This is a genomic window from Flavobacterium stagni (assembly GCF_004122105.1).
Taxonomy (GTDB): Bacteria; Bacteroidota; Bacteroidia; order Flavobacteriales; family Flavobacteriaceae; genus Flavobacterium; species Flavobacterium stagni.
On record NZ_SBKN01000001.1, the window covers coordinates 149,472 to 170,048 of the forward strand.

General features: G+C 39.7%; 13 protein-coding genes and 2 tRNA genes. 8 read left to right on the forward strand and 7 right to left on the reverse strand.

All coding sequences use genetic code 11. The annotated features are described in order from the left end of the window. The first annotated feature begins 1 nt into the window (after position 1). Positions 2 to 262, forward strand: a complete 261-nt coding sequence (locus EQG61_RS00745; RefSeq protein WP_129459963.1) for a hypothetical protein — start codon at positions 2 to 4, stop codon at positions 260 to 262. Between the two features lie 156 nt (positions 263 to 418). Then, positions 419 to 685, forward strand: a complete 267-nt coding sequence (locus EQG61_RS00750; RefSeq protein ID WP_129459964.1) for a hypothetical protein — start codon at positions 419 to 421, stop codon at positions 683 to 685. A gap of 71 nt (positions 686 to 756) precedes the next feature. Here EQG61_RS00750 and EQG61_RS00755 read toward each other — a convergent pair whose 3' ends face one another. From EQG61_RS00755 to EQG61_RS00765, 3 genes are all read right to left on the reverse strand, one after another. Then, positions 757 to 6,768 (reverse strand): T9SS type A sorting domain-containing protein, encoded by a 6,012-nt coding sequence (locus EQG61_RS00755; RefSeq protein WP_129459965.1) that lies wholly within the window; start codon positions 6,766 to 6,768, stop codon positions 757 to 759. Positions 6,769 to 6,891: 123 nt separating this feature from the next. Next, positions 6,892 to 7,905 (reverse strand): UDP-glucose 4-epimerase GalE, encoded by a 1,014-nt coding sequence (gene galE / locus EQG61_RS00760; RefSeq protein WP_129459966.1) that lies wholly within the window; start codon positions 7,903 to 7,905, stop codon positions 6,892 to 6,894. A gap of 26 nt (positions 7,906 to 7,931) precedes the next feature. Then, positions 7,932 to 9,059, reverse strand: coding sequence for a DegT/DnrJ/EryC1/StrS family aminotransferase (locus EQG61_RS00765; RefSeq protein WP_129459967.1), 1,128 nt, complete (start codon positions 9,057 to 9,059; stop codon positions 7,932 to 7,934). A gap of 198 nt (positions 9,060 to 9,257) precedes the next feature. Here EQG61_RS00765 and EQG61_RS00770 point away from each other — a divergent pair, with 198 nt between their 5' ends. The 3 genes from EQG61_RS00770 (at position 9,258) to EQG61_RS00780 (ending at position 13,032) form a co-directional block, all read left to right on the forward strand. Further along, a complete protein-coding gene (locus tag EQG61_RS00770; RefSeq protein ID WP_129459968.1) occupies positions 9,258 to 10,502 on the forward strand; it encodes a 3-deoxy-D-manno-octulosonic acid transferase in 1,245 nt (414 codons plus the stop codon). 4 nt (positions 10,503 to 10,506) lie between these two features. Further along, positions 10,507 to 12,660 carry a S46 family peptidase gene (locus EQG61_RS00775; RefSeq protein ID WP_129459969.1) on the forward strand — a complete coding sequence of 718 codons (2,154 nt, stop codon included), beginning with the start codon at positions 10,507 to 10,509 and terminating at the stop codon, positions 12,658 to 12,660. A 156-nt stretch (positions 12,661 to 12,816) separates the two neighbouring features. Further along, a complete protein-coding gene (locus EQG61_RS00780) occupies positions 12,817 to 13,032 on the forward strand; it encodes a hypothetical protein (RefSeq protein ID WP_129459970.1) in 216 nt (71 codons plus the stop codon). Positions 13,033 to 13,165: 133 nt separating this feature from the next. On the opposite strand, the gene EQG61_RS00785 is transcribed toward EQG61_RS00780, so the two are convergent. The 3 genes from EQG61_RS00785 to mutS form a co-directional block, all read right to left on the reverse strand. Further along, a tRNA-Leu gene (locus EQG61_RS00785) sits at positions 13,166 to 13,251 on the reverse strand. A gap of 13 nt (positions 13,252 to 13,264) precedes the next feature. Next, positions 13,265 to 13,337: transfer RNA gene (locus EQG61_RS00790), tRNA-Gly, on the reverse strand. 132 nt (positions 13,338 to 13,469) lie between these two features. Then, positions 13,470 to 16,076 carry a DNA mismatch repair protein MutS gene (gene mutS / locus EQG61_RS00795; RefSeq protein WP_164974866.1) on the reverse strand — a complete coding sequence of 869 codons (2,607 nt, stop codon included), beginning with the start codon at positions 16,074 to 16,076 and terminating at the stop codon, positions 13,470 to 13,472. 149 nt (positions 16,077 to 16,225) lie between these two features. On the opposite strand from mutS, the gene EQG61_RS00800 reads away from it, so the two are divergent. The 3 genes from EQG61_RS00800 (at position 16,226) to EQG61_RS00810 (ending at position 19,317) form a co-directional block, all read left to right on the forward strand. Beyond that, on the forward strand, positions 16,226 to 16,693 hold the full coding sequence (locus tag EQG61_RS00800) for a DUF1573 domain-containing protein (protein ID WP_129459971.1): 468 nt from the start codon (positions 16,226 to 16,228) through the stop codon (positions 16,691 to 16,693). 61 nt (positions 16,694 to 16,754) lie between these two features. After that, positions 16,755 to 17,282, forward strand: a complete 528-nt coding sequence (locus EQG61_RS00805) for an RNA methyltransferase (protein WP_129459972.1) — start codon at positions 16,755 to 16,757, stop codon at positions 17,280 to 17,282. Positions 17,283 to 17,289: 7 nt separating this feature from the next. After that, positions 17,290 to 19,317, forward strand: coding sequence for an Ig-like domain-containing protein (locus EQG61_RS00810; protein WP_129459973.1), 2,028 nt, complete (start codon positions 17,290 to 17,292; stop codon positions 19,315 to 19,317). Here the strand turns inward: EQG61_RS00810 and folK are convergent. After that, on the reverse strand, positions 19,306 to 20,442 hold the full coding sequence (folK, locus tag EQG61_RS00815) for a 2-amino-4-hydroxy-6-hydroxymethyldihydropteridine diphosphokinase (RefSeq protein WP_129459974.1): 1,137 nt from the start codon (positions 20,440 to 20,442) through the stop codon (positions 19,306 to 19,308). The two genes, EQG61_RS00810 and folK, sit on opposite strands and share 12 nt — an antisense overlap. Between the last annotated feature and the right edge of the window lie 135 nt (positions 20,443 to 20,577).

The following is a 20,577-nucleotide window of genomic DNA, read 5'->3' on the forward strand; positions in this document are numbered from 1 at the left end:
TATGAAAAAGTTCATTGTAAGTTTTGCACTGCTTGCTGTATTCGCGTCATGCAAAGAAGAAACTCAAGAGAAATTGGATGCTGCAAAAGATGCCCTATCGGAAGAAGTTAAAGAGAATGTAGATTCGGTGAAAGCTAAAACAGAGAAAGTTTTAGATTCTACGAAAGAAAAACTGAAGTCCAAAGTAGACACTCTTTTGGTAAAAGGCGCTTCCAAAGTGGAAGAAAAAGCCAAACAAATCAAAGAATCTGCAAAAAAATAAATTTAAGAAGCCCCGTAAACAGGGGCTTTTTTATTTTTAAAATGTTAAAATTTATTCTTTTTTTCGTTTTGGCTCGGTACTACTATTTTTTTGGCATTCGATTTGTAATAAGGGAAAAAGTTCTTATTAATTATTAATTCTTAATCCCTTAAAAAAATGAAAAAAGTAGTTTTAAGCTTAGCGCTTATCGGAGCATTAACTGTTGTTTCTTGTGACAAAAAAGCCGACCAAAAAGTAGAATCTGAAACTGAAATTTCGGCAGATACTTTGGAGCAAAATCAAGATTCAACGAACACTGAAAAAGATTCAACTGTTGAAAAAACAGGTGAAGCGGTGAAAGAAGAAGCTTCAAAAGCAAAAGCAGAAACCCCTGCGGCTCCTGAAAAAGTAGCCAAAGAAACGAAAGAAGCCGTTAAAAAGTAGGCTGTATTTAGTTGTAAAAGGAAAGGGGGCGTTCAATTGAACGCCCCCTTTGATTTTATATTCTCCAAAAACTATCGTTTTACTACACGTAGTGTTTTGATATTCGCTCCTTGTGTTAAGATCACATTGTAAACACCTGCTGGGAAGTTAGCCCCCACTTCTGTGCTTTCTACTGAATCAGCAGCTACCGTTTTGGTTTCTACTAATTTACCTAACATATCATACACTTGGATAGTATACTCTTCGTTACTCGCTGAATTCACTTTGAAATAGAAGTTCTCTGCAAATGGGTTCGGATAAACTGTAGCTTCGAAGCTGATGGCTCCTGCTGCTTGTGTATCTTCGATAGTACGTGCTACGTTTGGCACTACAAGCGTACATGTTTTTCCGAATGGACCAAAGTCAGGTTGACCTGGCATACTCACCGCTACTTGTACTGAATACGTTTCTCCAGGTACTAAACCAGGGAAATCAGTCAATTTGAAGTAGTTGGCATTCTTGTCTACACTGTAGTCGTATCCTTGTGATACGTTATACATACGGTAACGGTACAACACTACATTACGAACTAAGTTCGCGTAGATATTTTCGTTATAGCTTGATACCGCGTAGTCGTTACATTGTGTAGCACGAACTTCACTAGTTGGGTGTTTCGGTGCTTGAATAGTACATGCAGAACCGTAAGCCATAAACACACCGTCTAAGTTACGGATTGCACACGATACGCTATAATTAGCATCGTAACGGAAATCGGCTACTTGATCAAAAGTAAAGTAACGAGAACCACTTGTAATTACTTGTGTACTCAATACGTTATTACTTGCGTCCAAACGTTGTACTTGGTAACGGTATACCGATACTAAGGCAACTGGTGAACTTGTTACTTGAGTAGTCATATTCGAAATCTGAACACCACATGCAGCCACTGTACTTAATGGTGTTGGCGTGAACACGAAGAATGCAGGCGCATAGTTCGGTTGCCATACGTTATTGATACGAACCGTAGTTTCTACTTTAAACTTCGCACCATAAGCATAGTTAGACAAGTTAGACAAGAACAAGTTACGCATACCCATATCCACAGTTAAAGGAGCTGACATCGGTGTATCATCGGCTGGATTCACACGTGTAACCACGTAACGGTATCCTTGTGCATTTGCAACTAAGCTCGTAATGATAGAAGCACCATAATTGATGGTTGAGTTAGGTACTGATACTGCAGGAACTGTATAGTTTGATGGACAACCACCGGGCAAACCGATGTTATCGATGTTACCGTTACAGTCGTTGTCAATACCATCGTTACATACATCAACTGCTACGGGGTTTACGTTTGCACGTGCATCATCGCAATCTAAATTATTTGACACGAATCCAACAGGTATTGCACAAGCTTGTATACTTGAACTTCCATTTCCATAGCCATCACCATCTGTATCCGCATAAAAGGATTGCACTGAAGCAATAGTCAAAACCAATTCTTCATTTACACAACCTACTTGATGGGTATAGGTCCCCGAAGTGGTATAGGTTTGACCGTTAACAGACCATTGGTAACTATTACAAGATGTAACAGTCGTTGTATTGGTGGAATTTGAAGTAATTGTCAAGTTTAGTGTCGCCGTATTGCATCCTACGCTATAAGTATACGTACCTGAAGTTGTATACGTTTGCCCATTTAATGGCCAAGTATAATTTGAACAAGTCGTAATAGACTCGCTTCCATTAGTAGTTAATGGATCCAATGTTAAATTTAAAGTATAAACATGATTACAACCATTTCCAAGCGGTACACTATGTGTGTAGACACCACTTGTTGTATAGTTTTGACCGTTGATTGACCAGGTATAATTGCCACAAGCGGAAATAGATTCTGAGGATGTAGTATCCGCACAATTTTCTGCCAATTGAATCACACCAAAAGTGGTAAGACCGGTTAATTCAACACTAGTAGCCGTTCGATTTCCTACCGATGGATAAGTCCATGATGATCCATTATACAAACCTGCCTGCATCGTTAAAGGATTCGCTCCATTATCCAATGTTGAAGAAGGATAAGTGAAGGTTCCTTGATAACTGCTAAAACCGACACCATTGTTCACCAAGGTCCAATTTTGATTTACCGATTTATTAGCGATAAGTGAAGAGGTGCCGATAAAACTACTATCACCCTCACTGGAAGAAACAGTCAATGCGCCGTTAGTGGTTACTGTATTAAAGGTTAACGCAACAGGAGAATAGGACGAAATTGTTGATCCTCCGATTTCAAACTGTGGACTGGAGCTCGTTGACGAAACAACTTTACTCAATTGTCCAAAAATATGACCAGACGTTCGAGTTACACTGCCATTGGCAGACATTATCACTTTATTTGAGCCCGTAATCAGTAAACCATTAGCTAGTTCTAATACCCCATCGACAGATAGATTTTGATTGGAATCTAAGGATATTCCATTGGCATTATTGAGTCTGAAATTTTTAGCAGTAAGCGGTGCCGAACCCAAAATGCTTTGACGTAACTGCCCCGAAAACTCCAACGTTGATGAGCCTGGATTGACAACCCCATTATTAACCCAATTCCCTTTCGTTATCAATGTAAATGTTGTGGGGTTTACAATGCCGTTATTCGTTACCGTATTTAAAACGGTTAGATTGGAATTCAGCTGTAAACTTGGGGTATTTGTACTATTAATTCCTAAGTCAAATAAAGGTACATTTGAATTAATTTTGAATAGTTGACCACTTGGAGTCGTTGAATTTCCGAAAGTAATCGTTCCTCCAGAAACTACATTATTGGTTGCTAGATTGATAAAATCATTACTATTCGAACTTTGTCGTACAAGTGTGATGGTTCCACCCGTTACTTGATAGGTACAATTAACCGTCATTTCAAACAAACCTCGAGTTGTACTTGTTGAACCAAATAGCCCCACATTAACATTCCCGCCATATTGTTGGTAAATTCCATATGAAGTAACGCTATTGGGAGAAATTCTTCCTGCAACATTAAAAGTACCTCCTTCAATAATGAATTTCCCACTATTCAAATAGGTTATCGTGTTATTACTGGCGGTTCCAAAATTGAATGTCCCACCCGAGATTCGAATTAAACCTGAATTATTAAACCAAGAAAAATTACCCGAATTTACTACTCCTCCATTAATCCATAACCCCATATTCGTTCCAATTGAGGTTGAGGAAGTAAAGGGTGTAATCGTTGAATTACTTGACAATTTAAATGTTCCTGAAGTCAACGTCAACGGATTTGTGGGCCCTGTGAGTGCTATTTGTGATGTAGCCTCCAGTATAGTATCGACAAGACCTTTGGTCACTTTTAAATTATAAAATGAGGTTGTAGAATTACCACCAATTTCTTGATAGGCTAGCGTATTATTGAATTCTACAGTCCCAATGCCACTACTAAATGAACCATTATTAATCCAATCGCCTGATACAGAAAGTGTGTACGCTGTACTATTACTCATGGATAATGTAGCCCCTGAATCAATGGTTATACCGGCACAAACAGCGCCTACTTGATTGATTAAAGGTTGATTGGGAGCAGAGGCTGGAATTACTACATTGTCAGACGCTGTTGGCACCAATCCACTTGCCCAGTTATCGCCATTAAACCAATCTGAAGAAATCGTTCCTGTCCAACTTAATCCTGCACAATTGCTATCTCCTGGAAGTTTAGTAATAGTAAGACAACGTTGTCCTTCTGAAACACCCGAAACTGCACTTACTGCATAGTATTCATTCGCGGTTGTACTTTGTCCAGTTAATACGGCAGTCGAGCCAGAAAATGTAATATTAGTTGTCACTTCCTCCATGTATTGTGTTCCTAAACGGTACACTTTATATTGAGTAGCACCATTTACAGGAGACCATTTTAATGTCACTTCATCGGCACAGGATTTAAACACTCTAAAATTAGTGGGTACCGATCCAATATAATTGACTTCACTAAAGGAAGTTAATCCATTACGCTGCACTCTGAACTTAACACTAGCAATACCATTGACAGTGGGAGCTATCCATTGAAAATTGCGCTTATTCGCATCATAACCCGAAGTAATTGCAACCCAATTCCCACTGTTATTCAATTCATAAGCCAAATTGAAAGTCCCAGTTTCCCCATAACTATCCCAACGTAAATAGTAGTTTTCTCCTGAAATCAATTTCTCATTATACAACGGATATGAAAACGTCAGTTCATCAGCCAAAAACTCATAAACGATATAGTAGGTTTGTGGACCAAAAGGAACAGAAGCGCCAGAAACTTCCACAGTCCAATTTCCTGCTTGCGGATTATCAACAGTCACTTGCTCAATAGTATTTATCCCATCGACACCGCGAGTAGCAGGTAAACTCAAATTGACAGCATTGGGAGTAGAATCCAATACCCATGGATTATAATTCGTATTTGATGGATCTTTTAAGGATAGATTCAAATTATTGACAATAGCAGGATTCGCATTCACTGCTGCTGCTACATCGGGCCAAACAATCATTACGCGTACTTGCTTGGTGTTGGCAGGAACCGTTATGGATTGCGTTTTTGTCTGTCCGTTGGATATTGAAGTGGTCCAATAGCGATTCTCATTGAGGGTATGGTAAGCACGACGAAGATTAGGTCGGCCATAACCATGAATATGATCGGGTCCCTGATTCCCTAGGTCATCGGCGGTATTCATCATTACTGCACGCAACAAAGAAGAAGCGGGTTCAGCACCTCCATTTTTTGTTTTGTACACTTGAGTAATTTGCGCCAATTCTCCCACAAATTTCGGCGATGCATAAGAAGTTCCTTCTTCACCTTCAACTACCAATTGTGGAATAATTCGTCCATCATACATAGGTCCGCGGCTACTAAAACCCGTCACTTGGTCATCTACTGTTAATGCTCCAATCGCCACATGATTTTTATTTTGCTTCACTTGTCCTGTAATATTGGACCAGCCTGCAAAGTTGTAGGGTGCATACCCAACATCGGTTCCTGAATTTCCAGAAGAATAGGATACCAAATGATTAGGGTAAGTGACAATTCGCAAATCATGATTCCGAGCCGAACTATCATACCCACCCGAAATGGCATATCCATACGAATGATTGGTAAATCGTAAATTATGCGAATTGTAAAGACTTGAATAGTTTGGTCCACCATCAGCACTTAAAATGGTAGCGCCCCAAGCATTATTACGATCATTGGGATCCTCATTACCTGCACCACCCGAATTTTGAGCACAACCCACTTTGTGACTTTGGATAACGGTTGATGTCCCTACTTCTTGAGTGCGACCTTTAACATCAATTAACGACGATAACAAACCGTCTTCACCAATAGCTATTACAACACCTGAACCATTGTAATTTAAACCGTTATACCCCGAGTTTAAGTAATTGGATCGTGCTGTAGAATTACGGTGAGAATAATTGGATTCTTTAATGATGGGCCCCGGAATAGCACCTACAAATTGAATGTAAGGTAAGTTTACAACATCTGTAAAAATTGACTCCGGAACCTCAACATCGACTTGGAACGAATACTCCCGATGCGCGGTTACAACGCCATTTTTTGCACTTAAATCCGCAATAACTTGTGCGGCATTCAGTGTTTTATAATAACTCAATGTTAACAATACTTTACCTCCTTTTTTCGCATGGTCAGGAATACCAGACGATTGTAGTGTAGACTCTAATTTAAAACCAGGATCTACCGCGAATACTGCTCTTATTTTCGATTGTAATCCCGAAAGATTAAAACCTTCATCAATAACCGCATAATAGGTGTTTCCTGAGAGATAATCGGTTAAAACAAGTCCTTGTTGCTCCCACAATTTTCGTTCATCATCGGTGGGTAAAGAGTAGAATTGAACCAGTCGAAAATACTTTCCAAAATAGGGTGTTTCTTTTCGAATGGAAAGTTCATTTTTCGGGGTTTCATTCACTCTAAGTGTTCCGTTCGTTGTTGAAATTGAATAAGGATCGGTATTTTGACCCACAGCTGAAAACTGAATGGCACAAAAATAGAGTACTACAAAAACCCGTTTTACAAAAAAGGTTAGGGTTGCTTTTTGCATAAACGTTTGCTATTTAATTTGTTTGACGCTTCAAATATAATACAATACATATTATTTTAACATTTTGTTAAGAACAAAAAAAGGCCACCAAATGGTGACCTTGTTATTTATAACTGTAAAAATTTAACTCCGAATTTTCTGCTCCCATTTCCAAGCACTCGCTAGCGCTTCTTCCAAGCCTAGCTCTGCTTTCCAACCCAAAACGTTGTTTGCACGATCGGTATTGGCATAAGCTTCTGTGATATCACCTTCTCTTCTGCCTACAATTTGATAGTTCAAGGCTTTTCCACTTACTTTTTCAAAAGCTTTAATAACTTCGAGTACCGAACTTCCTTTTCCAGTACCCAAATTGAAAGTCTCCACTTTGGTTTCATTTTTTTGGTGAATCAATCGCTGTAACGCCACCACGTGGGCTTTGGCTAAGTCGACTACATGGATATAATCACGAACGGCTGTGCCATCTGTTGTGGGATAATCATCCCCAAACACCGATAATTTCTCACGCAACCCAATGGCTGTTTGCGTAATAAACGGCACTAGATTTTGTGGAACACCCAACGGTAATTCTCCAATTTCTGCGGATTCATGCGCTCCAACTGGATTAAAATAACGCAACAAAATGGCATTCAACGGAGTCACCTTTGCGGTATCTTGAATGATTTCTTCTCCGATTTGTTTGGTATTTCCATAGGGAGACATCGCAGGTTGCACGGAAGCATTTTCAGTAATTGGCATTTGCTCTGCCTGACCGTAAACGGTACATGACGAACTGAAAATAAAATTCGCTTGCTGTAATTGGGTCAATTCCTGTAAAACATACACCAACGCATTGATGTTGTTTTCGTAATACAATAACGGATTTTCAACACTCTCCCCTACTGCTTTACTCGCTGCAAAATGGATAACACCGGCTAAATCATGGTACTTTTTAAAAAAATCTTGAACCGCTGCTTTGTCGCGTAAATCAATATTTTCAAAAACGGGTTTCTTTCCTGTGATGCGCTCAATACCGTCCAAAACTTCGATGGAAGAATTCGACAAATTGTCAATAGCAACGACATCAAATCCCACATTTTGTAATTCTACAACGGTGTGGGAACCGATAAATCCTAACCCTCCGGTTACTGCGATTTTCATAAATTAATAGTTGTGTTAGAGTTCGTTTATACAAACGCTAAAATAGCATCCGTAATATATTTTATTTGTTCGTCATCCAATTCGGTGTGCATTGGTAACGCGATTACTTCATCTACCAATTGATTGGTTACTGGGAAATCTTCTTCGCGATAGCGCACATCCAAATAGGCTTTTTGACGGTGCAACGGAATCGGGTAATAAATTGCACACGGAATTCCCATCCCTTGTAAATGCGCTAATAAACCGTCGCGTTTCCCATTCAAAATACGAATCACATATTGGTGAAATACATGGCAATCACATGCATCACAAATGGTAGGTACCCAAATATTGGGATTGGCCCCTAACGCTTCTGAATATTTGCGGGCTGCCTCTTGACGGGCTTTATTGTAGGTATCCAAATGCGGTAATTTCGCTTTCAAAACCCCAGCCTGAATACTGTCTAAACGGGAATTTACCCCCACTACATCGTGATGGTAGCGCTCGTACATTCCGTGGTTCACGATCCCGCGAAGGGTATGGGCTAACGCATCATCATTGGTGAAAATCGCTCCACCATCGCCGTAACACCCTAAATTTTTAGAAGGAAAAAAGGACGTAGCGCCCACATGTCCGATGGTTCCCACTTTGCGTTTTGAACCGTCTTTCGACGTATAATCGGCACCAATGGCTTGCGCATTGTCTTCAATTACAAATAGATTATGTTCGTTGGCAATTTCCATAATCGCATCCATATTGGCCGCACGACCAAACAAATGCACGGGAACAATCGCTTTTGTATTGGGAGTAATCGCTTGACGAATACGCTCCAAAGAAATGTTCATATTATTCAAATCCACATCCACCAAAACAGGTGTCAATTGCAACAACGCAATCACCTCAACGGTTGCGGCAAAGGTAAAATCAGCGGTAATCACTTCGTCACCCGGCTGTAAACCCAACCCCATCATCGCAATTTGTAAGGCATCAGTTCCATTGGCACACGGAATAACGTGTTTCACGCCCAAATAGGCTTCCAAATCAGCTTGAAATTGATGTACTAAAGGGCCGTTAATATAAGTTGTAGTATCGAGAACGTCTTGAATGGAAGCGTTTACTTCCTCTTTTATTTTATCGTATTGACTTTTTAAGTCAACCATTTGTAATTTTCTCATGGTCTGTTTTTAAAGCGTAACAAAAGTACACATTTTCTGATTTTATGGAGCAAATGGCTCGGGCTTTTTCAGCCATCGTCTTTCCCGCTTTCGGCCATAGTCCCGTAGGAATCGGGAGCTATTTGCCTCTTTCGGGGCTAAACCCGCAACGTCTTTCGAGAAAATAATCGTACTTTTAACCCCCGTAAAGCTGAGGGCATGTTGTTTTTCTACAATTTACTGGTTCATTTATTGGCGGCATTGCTTCCGCTTCTTGCCCTATTCAGCTCCAAATTGAAATTATTTGTCCAAGGTAGGAAATCCGTTTGGGACACTTTGACTTCTAAACTTCAAGCTTCAGACAAAACCATTTGGTTTCATGCTGCCTCATTGGGAGAATATGAGCAAGGCTTACCCGTAATTGAGGCCATCAAAGTAAACTATCCCCAGCATAAAATCGTCGTGACTTTTTTCTCTCCTTCGGGTTATGAAGTTCGAAAAAACAATACGATTGCCGATGTAACAGTTTATTTGCCATTGGACACCCAATCCAATGCTCAACGATTTATCGAAACTATTCAACCCGAACTGGTCTTCTTCATCAAATACGAATACTGGCCCAACTATTTGAATATTCTTAAAAAGAAAGCAACACCTACTTATTTACTATCGGGTATCTTTCGTCCCAATCAAGCGTTTTTTAAATTCTACGGCGGATTTTATCGCCAAGCCTTGCAAACCTTTGACCATTTTTTTGTCCAAAATGAATCCTCAAAAAAACTGTTGCAATCGATTGGATATTCCCAATGTACGGTTTCTGGGGACACGCGTTTTGATCGGGTAGTTGGAATATTGGAACGCGACAATCAATTGGACTTTATTGCGAATTTTAAAAACAGCCAAACAACATTGGTTGCAGGAAGTACCTGGCCCAAAGATGAAGAATTGTTACTTTCCTTTATCAATCAAGCGCCATCCGACTTAAAATTCATCATTGCACCACACAATATCAAAGCGGAACAAATTGCCAATCTCCAACAACGATTACAAAAACCGACCGTTTTATTTTCAGAAAAAGAAGGCAAAGACCTTTCTTCTTATTCTGTCTTCATCATTGACACTATCGGAATTTTGACCAAAATTTACAGTTATGCCGATATTGCTTATGTGGGCGGCGGATTTGGTCATCCCGGCGTGCATAATGTCCTCGAACCCGCTACGTTTGGGATTCCTATTGTTGTCGGACCCAATTATAGCCATTTTGCAGAAGCGACGGCTTTGGTCGATTTGGGCGGTTGTGTTTCCATTCAAAACACCCAAGAATGTGAAGAAGCGCTGAATCGTTGGATTCAAAATGAAGACGAACGTTATGAAAAAGGACATATTTGTGCCACTTTTGTTCAAATGAATAAAGGGGCTACAGCTACCATAATTAAATATATCACAAACACACACCAACTTTAATCCTATGAAAAACTTGAAACACTTGTTTTTGTTTTTGTTCTTATGCCTTAATGCCGTTGCACAACAAGGCGGAATGTGGTTGCCCAACTTATTGAAAGGCGACCGTGAAACGGAAATGAAAAATCTAGGCATGAAATTAACTGCCGAACAAATTTATTCGGTGAACAAATCCAGCTTAAAAGATGCCGTTCCGCAGTTTGATGGCGGTTGTACGGCAGAAGTTATTTCCAACAAAGGTTTGATTTTAACCAACCACCATTGTGGATTTGACGCGATTCAAAATCATTCTACCGTAGAACACGATTATTTACGTGATGGATTTTGGGCTTATAAAATGGAGGACGAATTGGCAAATCCCGATATGGTCGTCACGTTTGTGGTGCGCATTGAAGATGTGACTTCAAAAGTATTAGAAGGCACTACAGGCTTAACTGAAGCCGATAAACAAAAAAAGATTCAAAGCACTATTGCTGAATTGACAAAATCGTTACCCAAAGAAGCTTGGCAAGACAACTTGATCAAAACCTTTTACGATGGCAATCAGTACATTCGTTTTGTGACCGAAACCTTTAAAGACATTCGTTTAGTTGGCGCACCACCGAGTTCGATCGGGAAATTTGGCTCCGATACCGACAACTGGGTTTGGCCACGCCATACAGGAGATTTCTCGATTTTCCGTATTTATGCGGATAAAAACAACCGACCTGCGACCTATTCCAAAGACAATGTTCCTTACACACCAAAATACTTTTTCCCTATTTCTATAAAAGGAGTTAAAGAAAATGATTTTACGATGGTGATGGGGTATCCGGGTCGCACACAAGAATACTTGCCTTCTTATGCGGTTGAACAATTGGTGAATACGTTAAATCCCGCAAAAATTGAAGTAAGAGACGCTGCCTTGAAAGTGCAAGATCGTTTTATGCGCAAAGATCAAGCGATCAAAATTCAATATGCTTCGAAATATGCCAGTATTGCCAACTATTGGAAAAAATGGATTGGCGAAACCAAAGGCTTGAAAAAATCAAATGCGATTGTAGAAAAGCAAAAGTTTGAAGCAGCATTAACTGCAAAAATTAATGCGGCAGGTAAACAAAGTGAATACGGTCAATTGTTAAGTGATTTTGAAAAAAATTACAGCGCCATTCGCGATTATGCGTTAGCCCGTGATTTGTTTACAGAAGTGGTGTTGCGCAATACCGAACTTTTACAAACGGGGTATAAATTGTACCAATTGGAGCAATTGTATACCAACAAAGGAGAACAAGCTTTTACAGATCGTAAAAACACCTTACATAAAGGTATCGATGCATTTTATAAAGATTACAATAATGAGGTCGATAAAAATGTATTTGAACAATTGATCGCCATTTATGCGCAACGCTTACCCAAAGCGTTTTTACCAAGTACTCTAGAAAATTTGAATGCGACTCAAATGGCTCAGGATATTTATTCAACTTCAGCGTTGACTAATTTAGAGGCATTTAGAAAAATGTTGGAAGGCGATACGGCTACTGTTTTAGCAAAAATGAATCAAGACAAAGGCTATCAATTGGTGAAATCCATTGCTGATGCCTATTTGCAAAAAGTGGCCCCTAAATTTGATGAATTGAATTTAAAAAACATGGCCACGCAACGCACGTACATGAAAGCGATTGTGGAATTGAGTCCGAAGTCGGCCCGTATTTTCCCCGATGCCAACAGTACGCTGCGCGTGACTTACGGTAAAGTTAAAGGTTACAAACCCACGGATGCTGTGTATTATGAACCTTTTACTACACTTGATGGTGTCATGGAAAAATACGTTCCAGGCGACTATGAATTTGATGTTCCTCAAAAACTGATAGAATTGCACCAACAAAAGAATTATGGCCGATATGCCAATACCCAAGGCAAAATGCCAGTTGCTTTTATCGCTACGAATCATACTACAGGAGGAAACTCGGGTAGTCCGGCTTTGGATGCAGAAGGTAATTTAATTGGTTGTAATTTTGACCGCGTTTGGGAAGGCACGATGAGTGATGTTTTCTATTCTCCAGAGATCTGTAGAAACATTATGGTGGATGCGCGCTATATCTTATTTATCATTGATAAGTTTGCAAACGCTCAAAATTTGATTAACGAACTGAAAATCATTAGCCCAAAAAAGAAGAAATAAATATTTCAAAAATAAGACTTTGGCACGGTCTTTGATAAATAATGGACGGAATTCAAAGTGCGAATTTTTTAAAAAAATAAGAACTTTTGTTTTTGTGATTAAAAAAATTTATATCTTTGCTCCGAATTAATAATTAACCTTTTATAATTAAGTAAGATGAAAAAAGTATTTTTAAGCTTAGCTGTTATCGCTGCTTTGACTGTTGTATCTTGTAAAAATTCTGAAAACGCTGAAGCAACTACAACTGACTCAACTGCTGTTGACTCAACTGCTACTGATTCTACTGCTGCTACTACAGATTCTACAGCTACAGATTCTACAAAAGTAGATTCAACTGCTGCTAAAACTGAAGCTCCAGCTGAAAAAAAATAATTAGAACTCAGTTCTGATTAAGAAAAAAGTCCCGATACCGGGACTTTTTTGCGTTTATATACTTCGTGAATTGTTTATCTAGCTTAAATAGTTGCAATAAAAAAAGCTCCTAATGAAACATTAGGAGCTTTTGTACTCAAGGCGGGACTTGAACCCGCACGGGCATTACTACCCACTGGATTTTAAGTCCAGCGTGTCTACCAATTCCACCACTCGAGCATTTGGTATGTTGAGCGAAAAACGGGGTTCGAACCCGCGACCTCAACCTTGGCAAGGTTGCGCTCTACCAACTGAGCTATTTTCGCATTATCAATGTATTTAAGAACTGCACCGCATTGCTTGCGATTGCGGATGCAAATGTAACACTTAAATTGAATTCTGCAAATGAAAATTAGAAAAAAATTCAGGGTTTTTCTTAACCCACTGATTGCCAAACTTTACTTTCTGTTTAACATTCGTTTTAATTCATTTAACTTCATCAATGCCTCCACAGGCGTCAATGTATTTATGTCCAATTGCTCAATATCCGTTTTGATTTCTTCTAACAAAGGATCATCCAAATTGAAAAAGCTGAGTTGCATTTCATCTTGCGCCGACTTGATGCCGTTCAACACTTCTGACGAATGTCCTTTTTCCATCTTCTTTAACATCTTCTGTGCTTTTTGAATTACGGTTTGTGGCATCCCAGCCATTTTCGCCACATGAATACCAAAACTGTGTGCGCTACCGCCTTCTACCAACTTACGCAAGAAAAGCACATTGTCTTTTAATTCTTTTACCGAAACATTATAATTTCGAATTCTCGGTAATACCTCCGTCATTTCATTCAACTCATGGTAATGGGTCGCAAATAAGGTTTTGGCACGTGCCGGATTTTCATGCAAATATTCTGCAATCGCCCAGGCAATGGAAATACCATCATATGTACTCGTTCCGCGTCCAATTTCGTCAAGTAAAACCAAACTTCGTTCCGACATATTGTTCAAAATAGAAGCTGTTTCATTCATCTCCACCATAAAAGTAGACTCACCCATGGAAATATTATCACTGGCTCCTACCCGCGTAAAAATTTTATCCACCACCCCCATACGAACGGATTCGGCCGGTACAAAACTTCCAATTTGCGCCAACAGTACAATAAGCGCTGTTTGACGTAATATGGCCGACTTACCCGACATGTTCGGACCCGTAATCATGATGATTTGCTGACTGTCGCGATCCAAATACACATCATTAGCAATATACGGCACACCCACCGGCAATTGTTTTTCAATTACGGGATGACGACCGTTTTTGATGTCCAAATCAAAACTATCATCCAATTCCGGACATACATAATGATGATCCAAAGCCAATTGAGCAAAAGCAACCAAACAATCCAATTGCGCAATCAAATGCGCATTCATTTGCACTTGCTTGATATACGTTCCAATCCAATTCACCAATTGCTCAAACAGTTGGGATTCGATTTGGTGAATCTTTTCTTCAGCACCAAGAATGGTACTCTCATACTCTTTTAATTCTTCCGTGATGTAGCGCTCTGCATTGACCAAGGTTTGTTTTCGAATCCAATCTTCGGGCACTTTGTCTTTGTGGGTGTTTCGAACTTCGATATAATACCCAAAAACGTTATTAAACGAAATCTTCAAAGAGGTAATTCCTGTTCGTTCCGATTCCCGCTTTTCAATTTGCTCCAAAAATTCTTTCCCAGAAAAAGCAATATTGCGCAACCTATCCAATTCTTCGTGTACACCCGGAGCAATTGCATTTCCTTTAGTAATGGAAACAGGCGCATCTGGATTTAAAGTAGTCGCGATTTTTTCCCGCAAAACATCACACGAATGCAACGTATCTCCCAACACACGAACAGCTTCTTGGGGACTTGCCAAGGCTATCGTTTTTACTGGAACAATAGCATCCAAGGATTCTTTTAGATACATCACTTCACGCGGCGCAATTCGTCCCGTAGCCACTTTCGAAATCAGTCGCTCCAAATCCGATATCTGTTTGATTTGATATTGAATTTGTTGCATAATCTCTTGATTACTTTTCAGATAGGAAACCACTTCATGGCGCTCTCTGATTTTTTGAATATCCTTTAACGGGAGTGCCAGCCATCTTTTTAACAGGCGAGCTCCCATAGGCGAAAGCGTTTTATCGATAATATCTAAAAGCGTTACCGCATTGGGATTATAGCTATGGTATAGTTCTAAATTGCGAATGGTAAATCGGTCCATCCAAACATACGCCTCTTCGGCAATGCGTTGAATAGACGAAATATGCTGTAATTTATTATGCTGTGTTTCGGATAAATAATACAAAATCGCCCCAGAAGCAATCACTCCTTCCACCAAATCGTCAACTCCAAATCCTTTTAAGGAATTGGTTTGAAAATGTGTAGTTAAGCGCTCTAAGGCATAATCTTCTTTATACAACCAGTCTTCGAGATAAAACACATTGTACTCTTCACCAAAAACATCTTGAAATTGCTTTTTCTGCTGTTTGGGAACCAGTAATTCAGCGGGTTGAAAATTCTGAATCAATTTATCCAAATATTCTTCATTCCCTTGAGCCGCGAGAAATTCACCCGTTGATACATCAAGAAAAGCGATTCCTAATGTTTTTTTACCGAAATAAACGGAAGCCAAAAAATTGTTGGATTTGGCTTGCAGCACCTCATCATTCATGGCCACACCTGGCGTAACCAATTCCGTAACCCCTCTTTTTACAATGGTTTTAGTCATTTTGGGATCTTCCAATTGGTCACAAATGGCAACCCGCAAACCGGCTTTAACTAATTTAGGTAAATATGTGTTTAATGAGTGATGAGGAAATCCAGCCAATGCCGTTTCTGATTCCGAGCCATTCCCTCTTTTGGTCAAAATAATTCCTAAGATCTTAGAGGCGCGTATGGCATCTTCACCAAAGGTTTCATAAAAGTCGCCTACGCGAAACAACAAACAAGCATCGGGATACTTGGCTTTAATCTCGTTGTATTGCTTCATCAATGGGGTTTCCTTTGTACTTTTTTCTTTGGCTGCCACGCTATTTCAATATTAAAAAATGAGGTACGAATGTAACGAAATCTATTGAAGTTTGCCACGAAATTTATTAGTGATTTTTACTCGGAAAATTTGGACAATACATGATTTTTTTTGCTAGATTTGCTTGTAAATCTAAATTTTGTTAGACCATGAAAAAAATTCTTTTGGTTGCAGCACTTTCAGTAATGGGTTTAGCCAATGCACAAACCCCTAATGCGAAAACAACTACTGCTCAGCCAGCGCAAACCACTCAACCTGTTGACGGTGCACAAATTACATTTGAAAACGAAACGATTGACTACGGCACCATTGAACACAATGCCGATGGTAATCGTCAATTTGTTTTCACTAACTCAGGCAATAAACCGTTAATTATTGAGAGCGCTCAGGGTTCTTGTGGTTGTACAGTTCCAACGCCTCCTAAAGATCCGATTCAACCCGGTCAAAAAGGAGTAATCAGTGTTCGTTACGCAACAGACCGCGTAGGACAATTTACTAAAAACGTAACTGTGCGTTCCAATGCAGTAGGCAACGAAACTAAGGTTTTAACCATTAAAGGTAACGTTTTACCCGATCCGCAACCCGCTACTCCAGCAGCTGCACCGGTAAAAAGTTAAATAAAATCTTATTTTTCCATATTTAAAGCTCCTCAACGGGAGCTTTTTTTATTTTTGTAGTATGAGAAAATTAGCCAATAGCGAACTCGATCGTAAATCCGTTGAAGATTTTAAAAAAGCGACAAAAACCCCAATAATCATTATACTTGATGATATCCGAAGTCTGCATAATATCGGATCTGTATTTCGCACATCGGATGCTTTTTTAGTAGAAAAAATTTACCTCTGCGGCATCACGGCTACACCTCCTCATAAAGAAATTCATAAAACGGCATTGGGTGCGACAGAAACTGTTGCATGGGAATATGCTGAAAATATTACAACTGTTATTCAACAATTACAAAAAGAAGGCATTAAAGTCTATGCAATCGAACAAGTCGAAAACGCTACGTTCCTAGATCAATTTCTACCCATCAAAGACGAACGTTACGCCTTGATTTTTGGCAACGAAGTGTATGGCGTTTCTCAAGAAGCCATAGCTCTTACCGAAGGTTGTATAGAAATTCCGCAATTGGGATCTAAACATTCACTCAACATCTCCGTAAGCGCAGGCATTGTCGTTTGGGATTTTTTTCAAAAATTAAAATAATCAATAAATGTCCCGCATCTACGCCATTTTTCTATTTTTCTATTGTATTGCAATATGGTCACAAACGACTAATGTTGCCCCCGTACTCCAAGCCACAGGCAACCAACCCTATTGTGCGGGAACTTCAGTAAAAATTGCCACTTCCATGACCATTACAGACCCCGATGATTTGGGCGTCAACAATATTTTTATACAAATTTCTAACGGCTATGTTCAAGGGCAAGATCTATTGACATTAACTGGCATTCATCCTAATTTAGGAAGTTCCTGGGATGCAACTGCTGGAAAATTAACCTTATTTGGCATTACTGGACAACCTACTTATACCGAACTCACCGCTGCAATTCTGGATGTGGAATTTTCGAATAACTCGCCTAATCCATCAGGAACTCGGTCGTTTTCAATTTCTGTAGGTGATGCCAACTACCTCCCTTCCACCGGCCATTTTTATTTGTTTGTCCCCAATCTTGGTATTACCTGGACCAATGCTTTAGCATTAGCGAATTCAAGTACCTATTTTGGTTTGCACGGTTATTTAGCTACCCTAACTTCGTTAGACGAAGCCGTTTTTTCAGGCAACCAAGCCTCAGGAACCGGTTGGATTGGTGCGAGTGACGAACAAGTGGAAGGACAATGGAAATGGATGTCCGGACCCGAACTCGGCACAGCACTTACCTTTACCTATTGGAATACGGGCGAACCGAATAATCTCAACGATGAAGATTATGCCCATATTACGGCGCCTGGTGTTGGACTTTCCGGTTCGTGGAATGATCTCTCCAATACCGGAGCAAGTTCAGGAAGTTACCAACCCAAAGGCTATATCGTCGAATTTGGCGGTATGCCCGGTGATCCTGTTCTACAAATTTCCACGAGTACTTCCCTTTATATTCCACAAATTACAGCAACTACAGACGGAAGTTCGTGCGGACCTGGAACAGTAAACTTACAAGCCACTACCAATCAAGGAACCGTAAATTGGTACACCTCTGCCACGGGTGGAACGCCAATTGCAACTGGAAATTCTTTTACAACACCCCTATTAAACACAACTACAACTTTTTACACCGTAACTTCCGATTGTTTAAATAGTCCGAGAACAGCAATAACTGCAACCATAAACGACATCCCTGTGCTCTCAGTAAATCCTGTTGCTTCGGGTTGTTCTGGTTTAAGTACCATTTTAAGTGCTACCACAACGGCCGGTGTTGTTCGATGGTATGCGTCAATGACTAGTACACAACCGTTATTTACAGGCAATCAATACACGACGCCCGTTCTGAACCAAACGACGACATTCTATGTTGAAGCCGACAACAACGGCTGTATTTCAACACGAATTCCGGTGACGGTAACCTTACTTCCAACACCGAATCTTGGGCCGGATGAAACCATTAATGTATGTGCCAACCGATCCGCTTCACTCGCGGTATTCTATCCCAATGCCACGTATTCATGGTCGAATGGCAGCACAACCCCTTCCATTAGTGTCACACAAGCAGGCGTTTATCAAGTGACGGTTACCTCTGCTGCAAATTGTGCAGATACCAAAACCTTTACCGTCAATCATTATCCTTTACCCGAATTAAATTCCTTATTAATCAACGGACTAGACATGACGGTTTTTATGGTTGAAAATGGTGATTTTGAATACAGTATTGACGGTGTTACCTTTCAAACTAGCCCCATTTTTCATTTGGACGAAGGTGGTTTTTTCACCCTCACAATTCGCGAAATTCACGGTTGTGGCTTACTCGAAATTCCGTTTCAAGCCAATGTTTTTCCAGCTTACTTTACTCCCAATCAAGATGGTATAAACGACAGTTGGTCTGGCAAAGGCTTGCTTATTTCTGCATCAGAAACCCTAACCATTTATGATCGTTACGGAAAAATTGTATTTGAAATTAACCCACGTAATCCAAGTTGGAATGGTCAAATCAACGGACAGTTGGCACCCGCAGATGATTATTGGTTTGTGTATGAAAACAAAACCAATGGATTACGTCAAAAAGGGCACTTTGCGTTAAAGCGATAATTGCTTTTGGATGGCCTTTAAAATGGTTATATAATCGGATTGATTTTTAACAAAATCCAATTCGGATACATCAATCACCAATACGTTTAAATTTTGCTGGGTTTTGATAAAATCCAAATAGCCGTTATTAATTTTCTCTAGATAGTCAGCCGGAATTTCTTGTTCATAGCTTCGCCCCCGTTTACGGATATTTTGCAGTAAGCGTTCCGTATTTTGGTACAAATAAATATACAAATCGGGCTTGGGCATTTCTTTGTAAATGATATCAAACAGCGTTTTATACAGACGGTATTCGTCTTCGGCCAACGTAACTTTGGCAAATATTAACGATTTGAATATGTGGTAATCTGCCACCACAAAATCTTTAAACAAATCAAATTGGGACAAATCATCAGAAATTTGCTGGTAGCGATCCGCTAGAAATGACATTTCCAAAGGAAAAGCATAGCGGTTTTGATCTTTGTAGAATTTAGGTAAAAACGGATTGTCAGCAAATCGTTCATAGACCGTTTTTGCATTAAAATCTTCGGCCATTTTGGTTGCCAATGTCGTTTTTCCAGCACCAATATTCCCTTCGATAGCGATATAATTGCATTGCTCTAAATGAATCGCTTGCAAAGGAGCCGAAAGATTACCAACAATTTGATATTCGCCATTATCCGAGCACTTTTGAATCAATTCATGCACGGATTGTTGGGTTTTCGGATGCGTCCAATTGGGCAAAACTTTAGCTAAAGGTTGCAACACAAATTGCCGTTCTGTAAGTAAAGGATGTGGAATGGTCAACTGTTCCGTTTCAACCAATTCATGATCAAAACTTATGATGTCGATATCGATAATTCGGTCTTCATAGCCTTCAGAACCGCTTCGTGTTCTACCCATTTCGCGTTCAATTTTCAAAATGGATTTCAGAATTTTCTGAGGCGTTTTATGGGAATGAACCACAAGTATACAATTGTAAAACGAAGCGCTTTCAAAGCCCCAAGAAGTGGTTTCGTATACCGGAGAAACAGCGATTACCGTGGCCGTATTTTGATGTATCAAATGTACACATTGCTCCAAATTACTGAGCCTTTCGCCCGAATTGGTCCCCAATGCTAGTACAATTTGATGCTGTGAATTCATACCCCGCAAAATAACTAAATCTAATTCAGAAATCGCTATTTTTGCGCTCGGTGTTGATAACTATTTTTGAGAAGTTAGACCCAAAATTCCGTAACAATTTTAGTGAATTGGAAACTAATGTGTTAAAATTTAAAC

What these genes read in the sequence shown, in the direction of transcription:
- EQG61_RS00745 (WP_129459963.1), top strand. Translation starts at nt 2, where the DNA reads ATGAAAAAGTTCATTGTAAGTTTTGCACTGCTTGCTGTATTCGCGTCA.
- EQG61_RS00750 (WP_129459964.1), top strand. Translation starts at nt 419, where the DNA reads ATGAAAAAAGTAGTTTTAAGCTTAGCGCTTATCGGAGCATTAACTGTT.
- EQG61_RS00755 (WP_129459965.1), bottom strand. Translation starts at nt 6,768, where the DNA reads ATGCAAAAAGCAACCCTAACCTTTTTTGTAAAACGGGTTTTTGTAGTA.
- galE (WP_129459966.1), bottom strand. Translation starts at nt 7,905, where the DNA reads ATGAAAATCGCAGTAACCGGAGGGTTAGGATTTATCGGTTCCCACACC.
- EQG61_RS00765 (WP_129459967.1), bottom strand. Translation starts at nt 9,059, where the DNA reads ATGAGAAAATTACAAATGGTTGACTTAAAAAGTCAATACGATAAAATA.
- EQG61_RS00770 (WP_129459968.1), top strand. Translation starts at nt 9,258, where the DNA reads ATGTTGTTTTTCTACAATTTACTGGTTCATTTATTGGCGGCATTGCTT.
- EQG61_RS00775 (WP_129459969.1), top strand. Translation starts at nt 10,507, where the DNA reads ATGAAAAACTTGAAACACTTGTTTTTGTTTTTGTTCTTATGCCTTAAT.
- EQG61_RS00780 (WP_129459970.1), top strand. Translation starts at nt 12,817, where the DNA reads ATGAAAAAAGTATTTTTAAGCTTAGCTGTTATCGCTGCTTTGACTGTT.
- EQG61_RS00800 (WP_129459971.1), top strand. Translation starts at nt 16,226, where the DNA reads ATGAAAAAAATTCTTTTGGTTGCAGCACTTTCAGTAATGGGTTTAGCC.
- EQG61_RS00805 (WP_129459972.1), top strand. Translation starts at nt 16,755, where the DNA reads ATGAGAAAATTAGCCAATAGCGAACTCGATCGTAAATCCGTTGAAGAT.
- EQG61_RS00810 (WP_129459973.1), top strand. Translation starts at nt 17,290, where the DNA reads ATGTCCCGCATCTACGCCATTTTTCTATTTTTCTATTGTATTGCAATA.
- folK (WP_129459974.1), bottom strand. Translation starts at nt 20,442, where the DNA reads ATGAATTCACAGCATCAAATTGTACTAGCATTGGGGACCAATTCGGGC.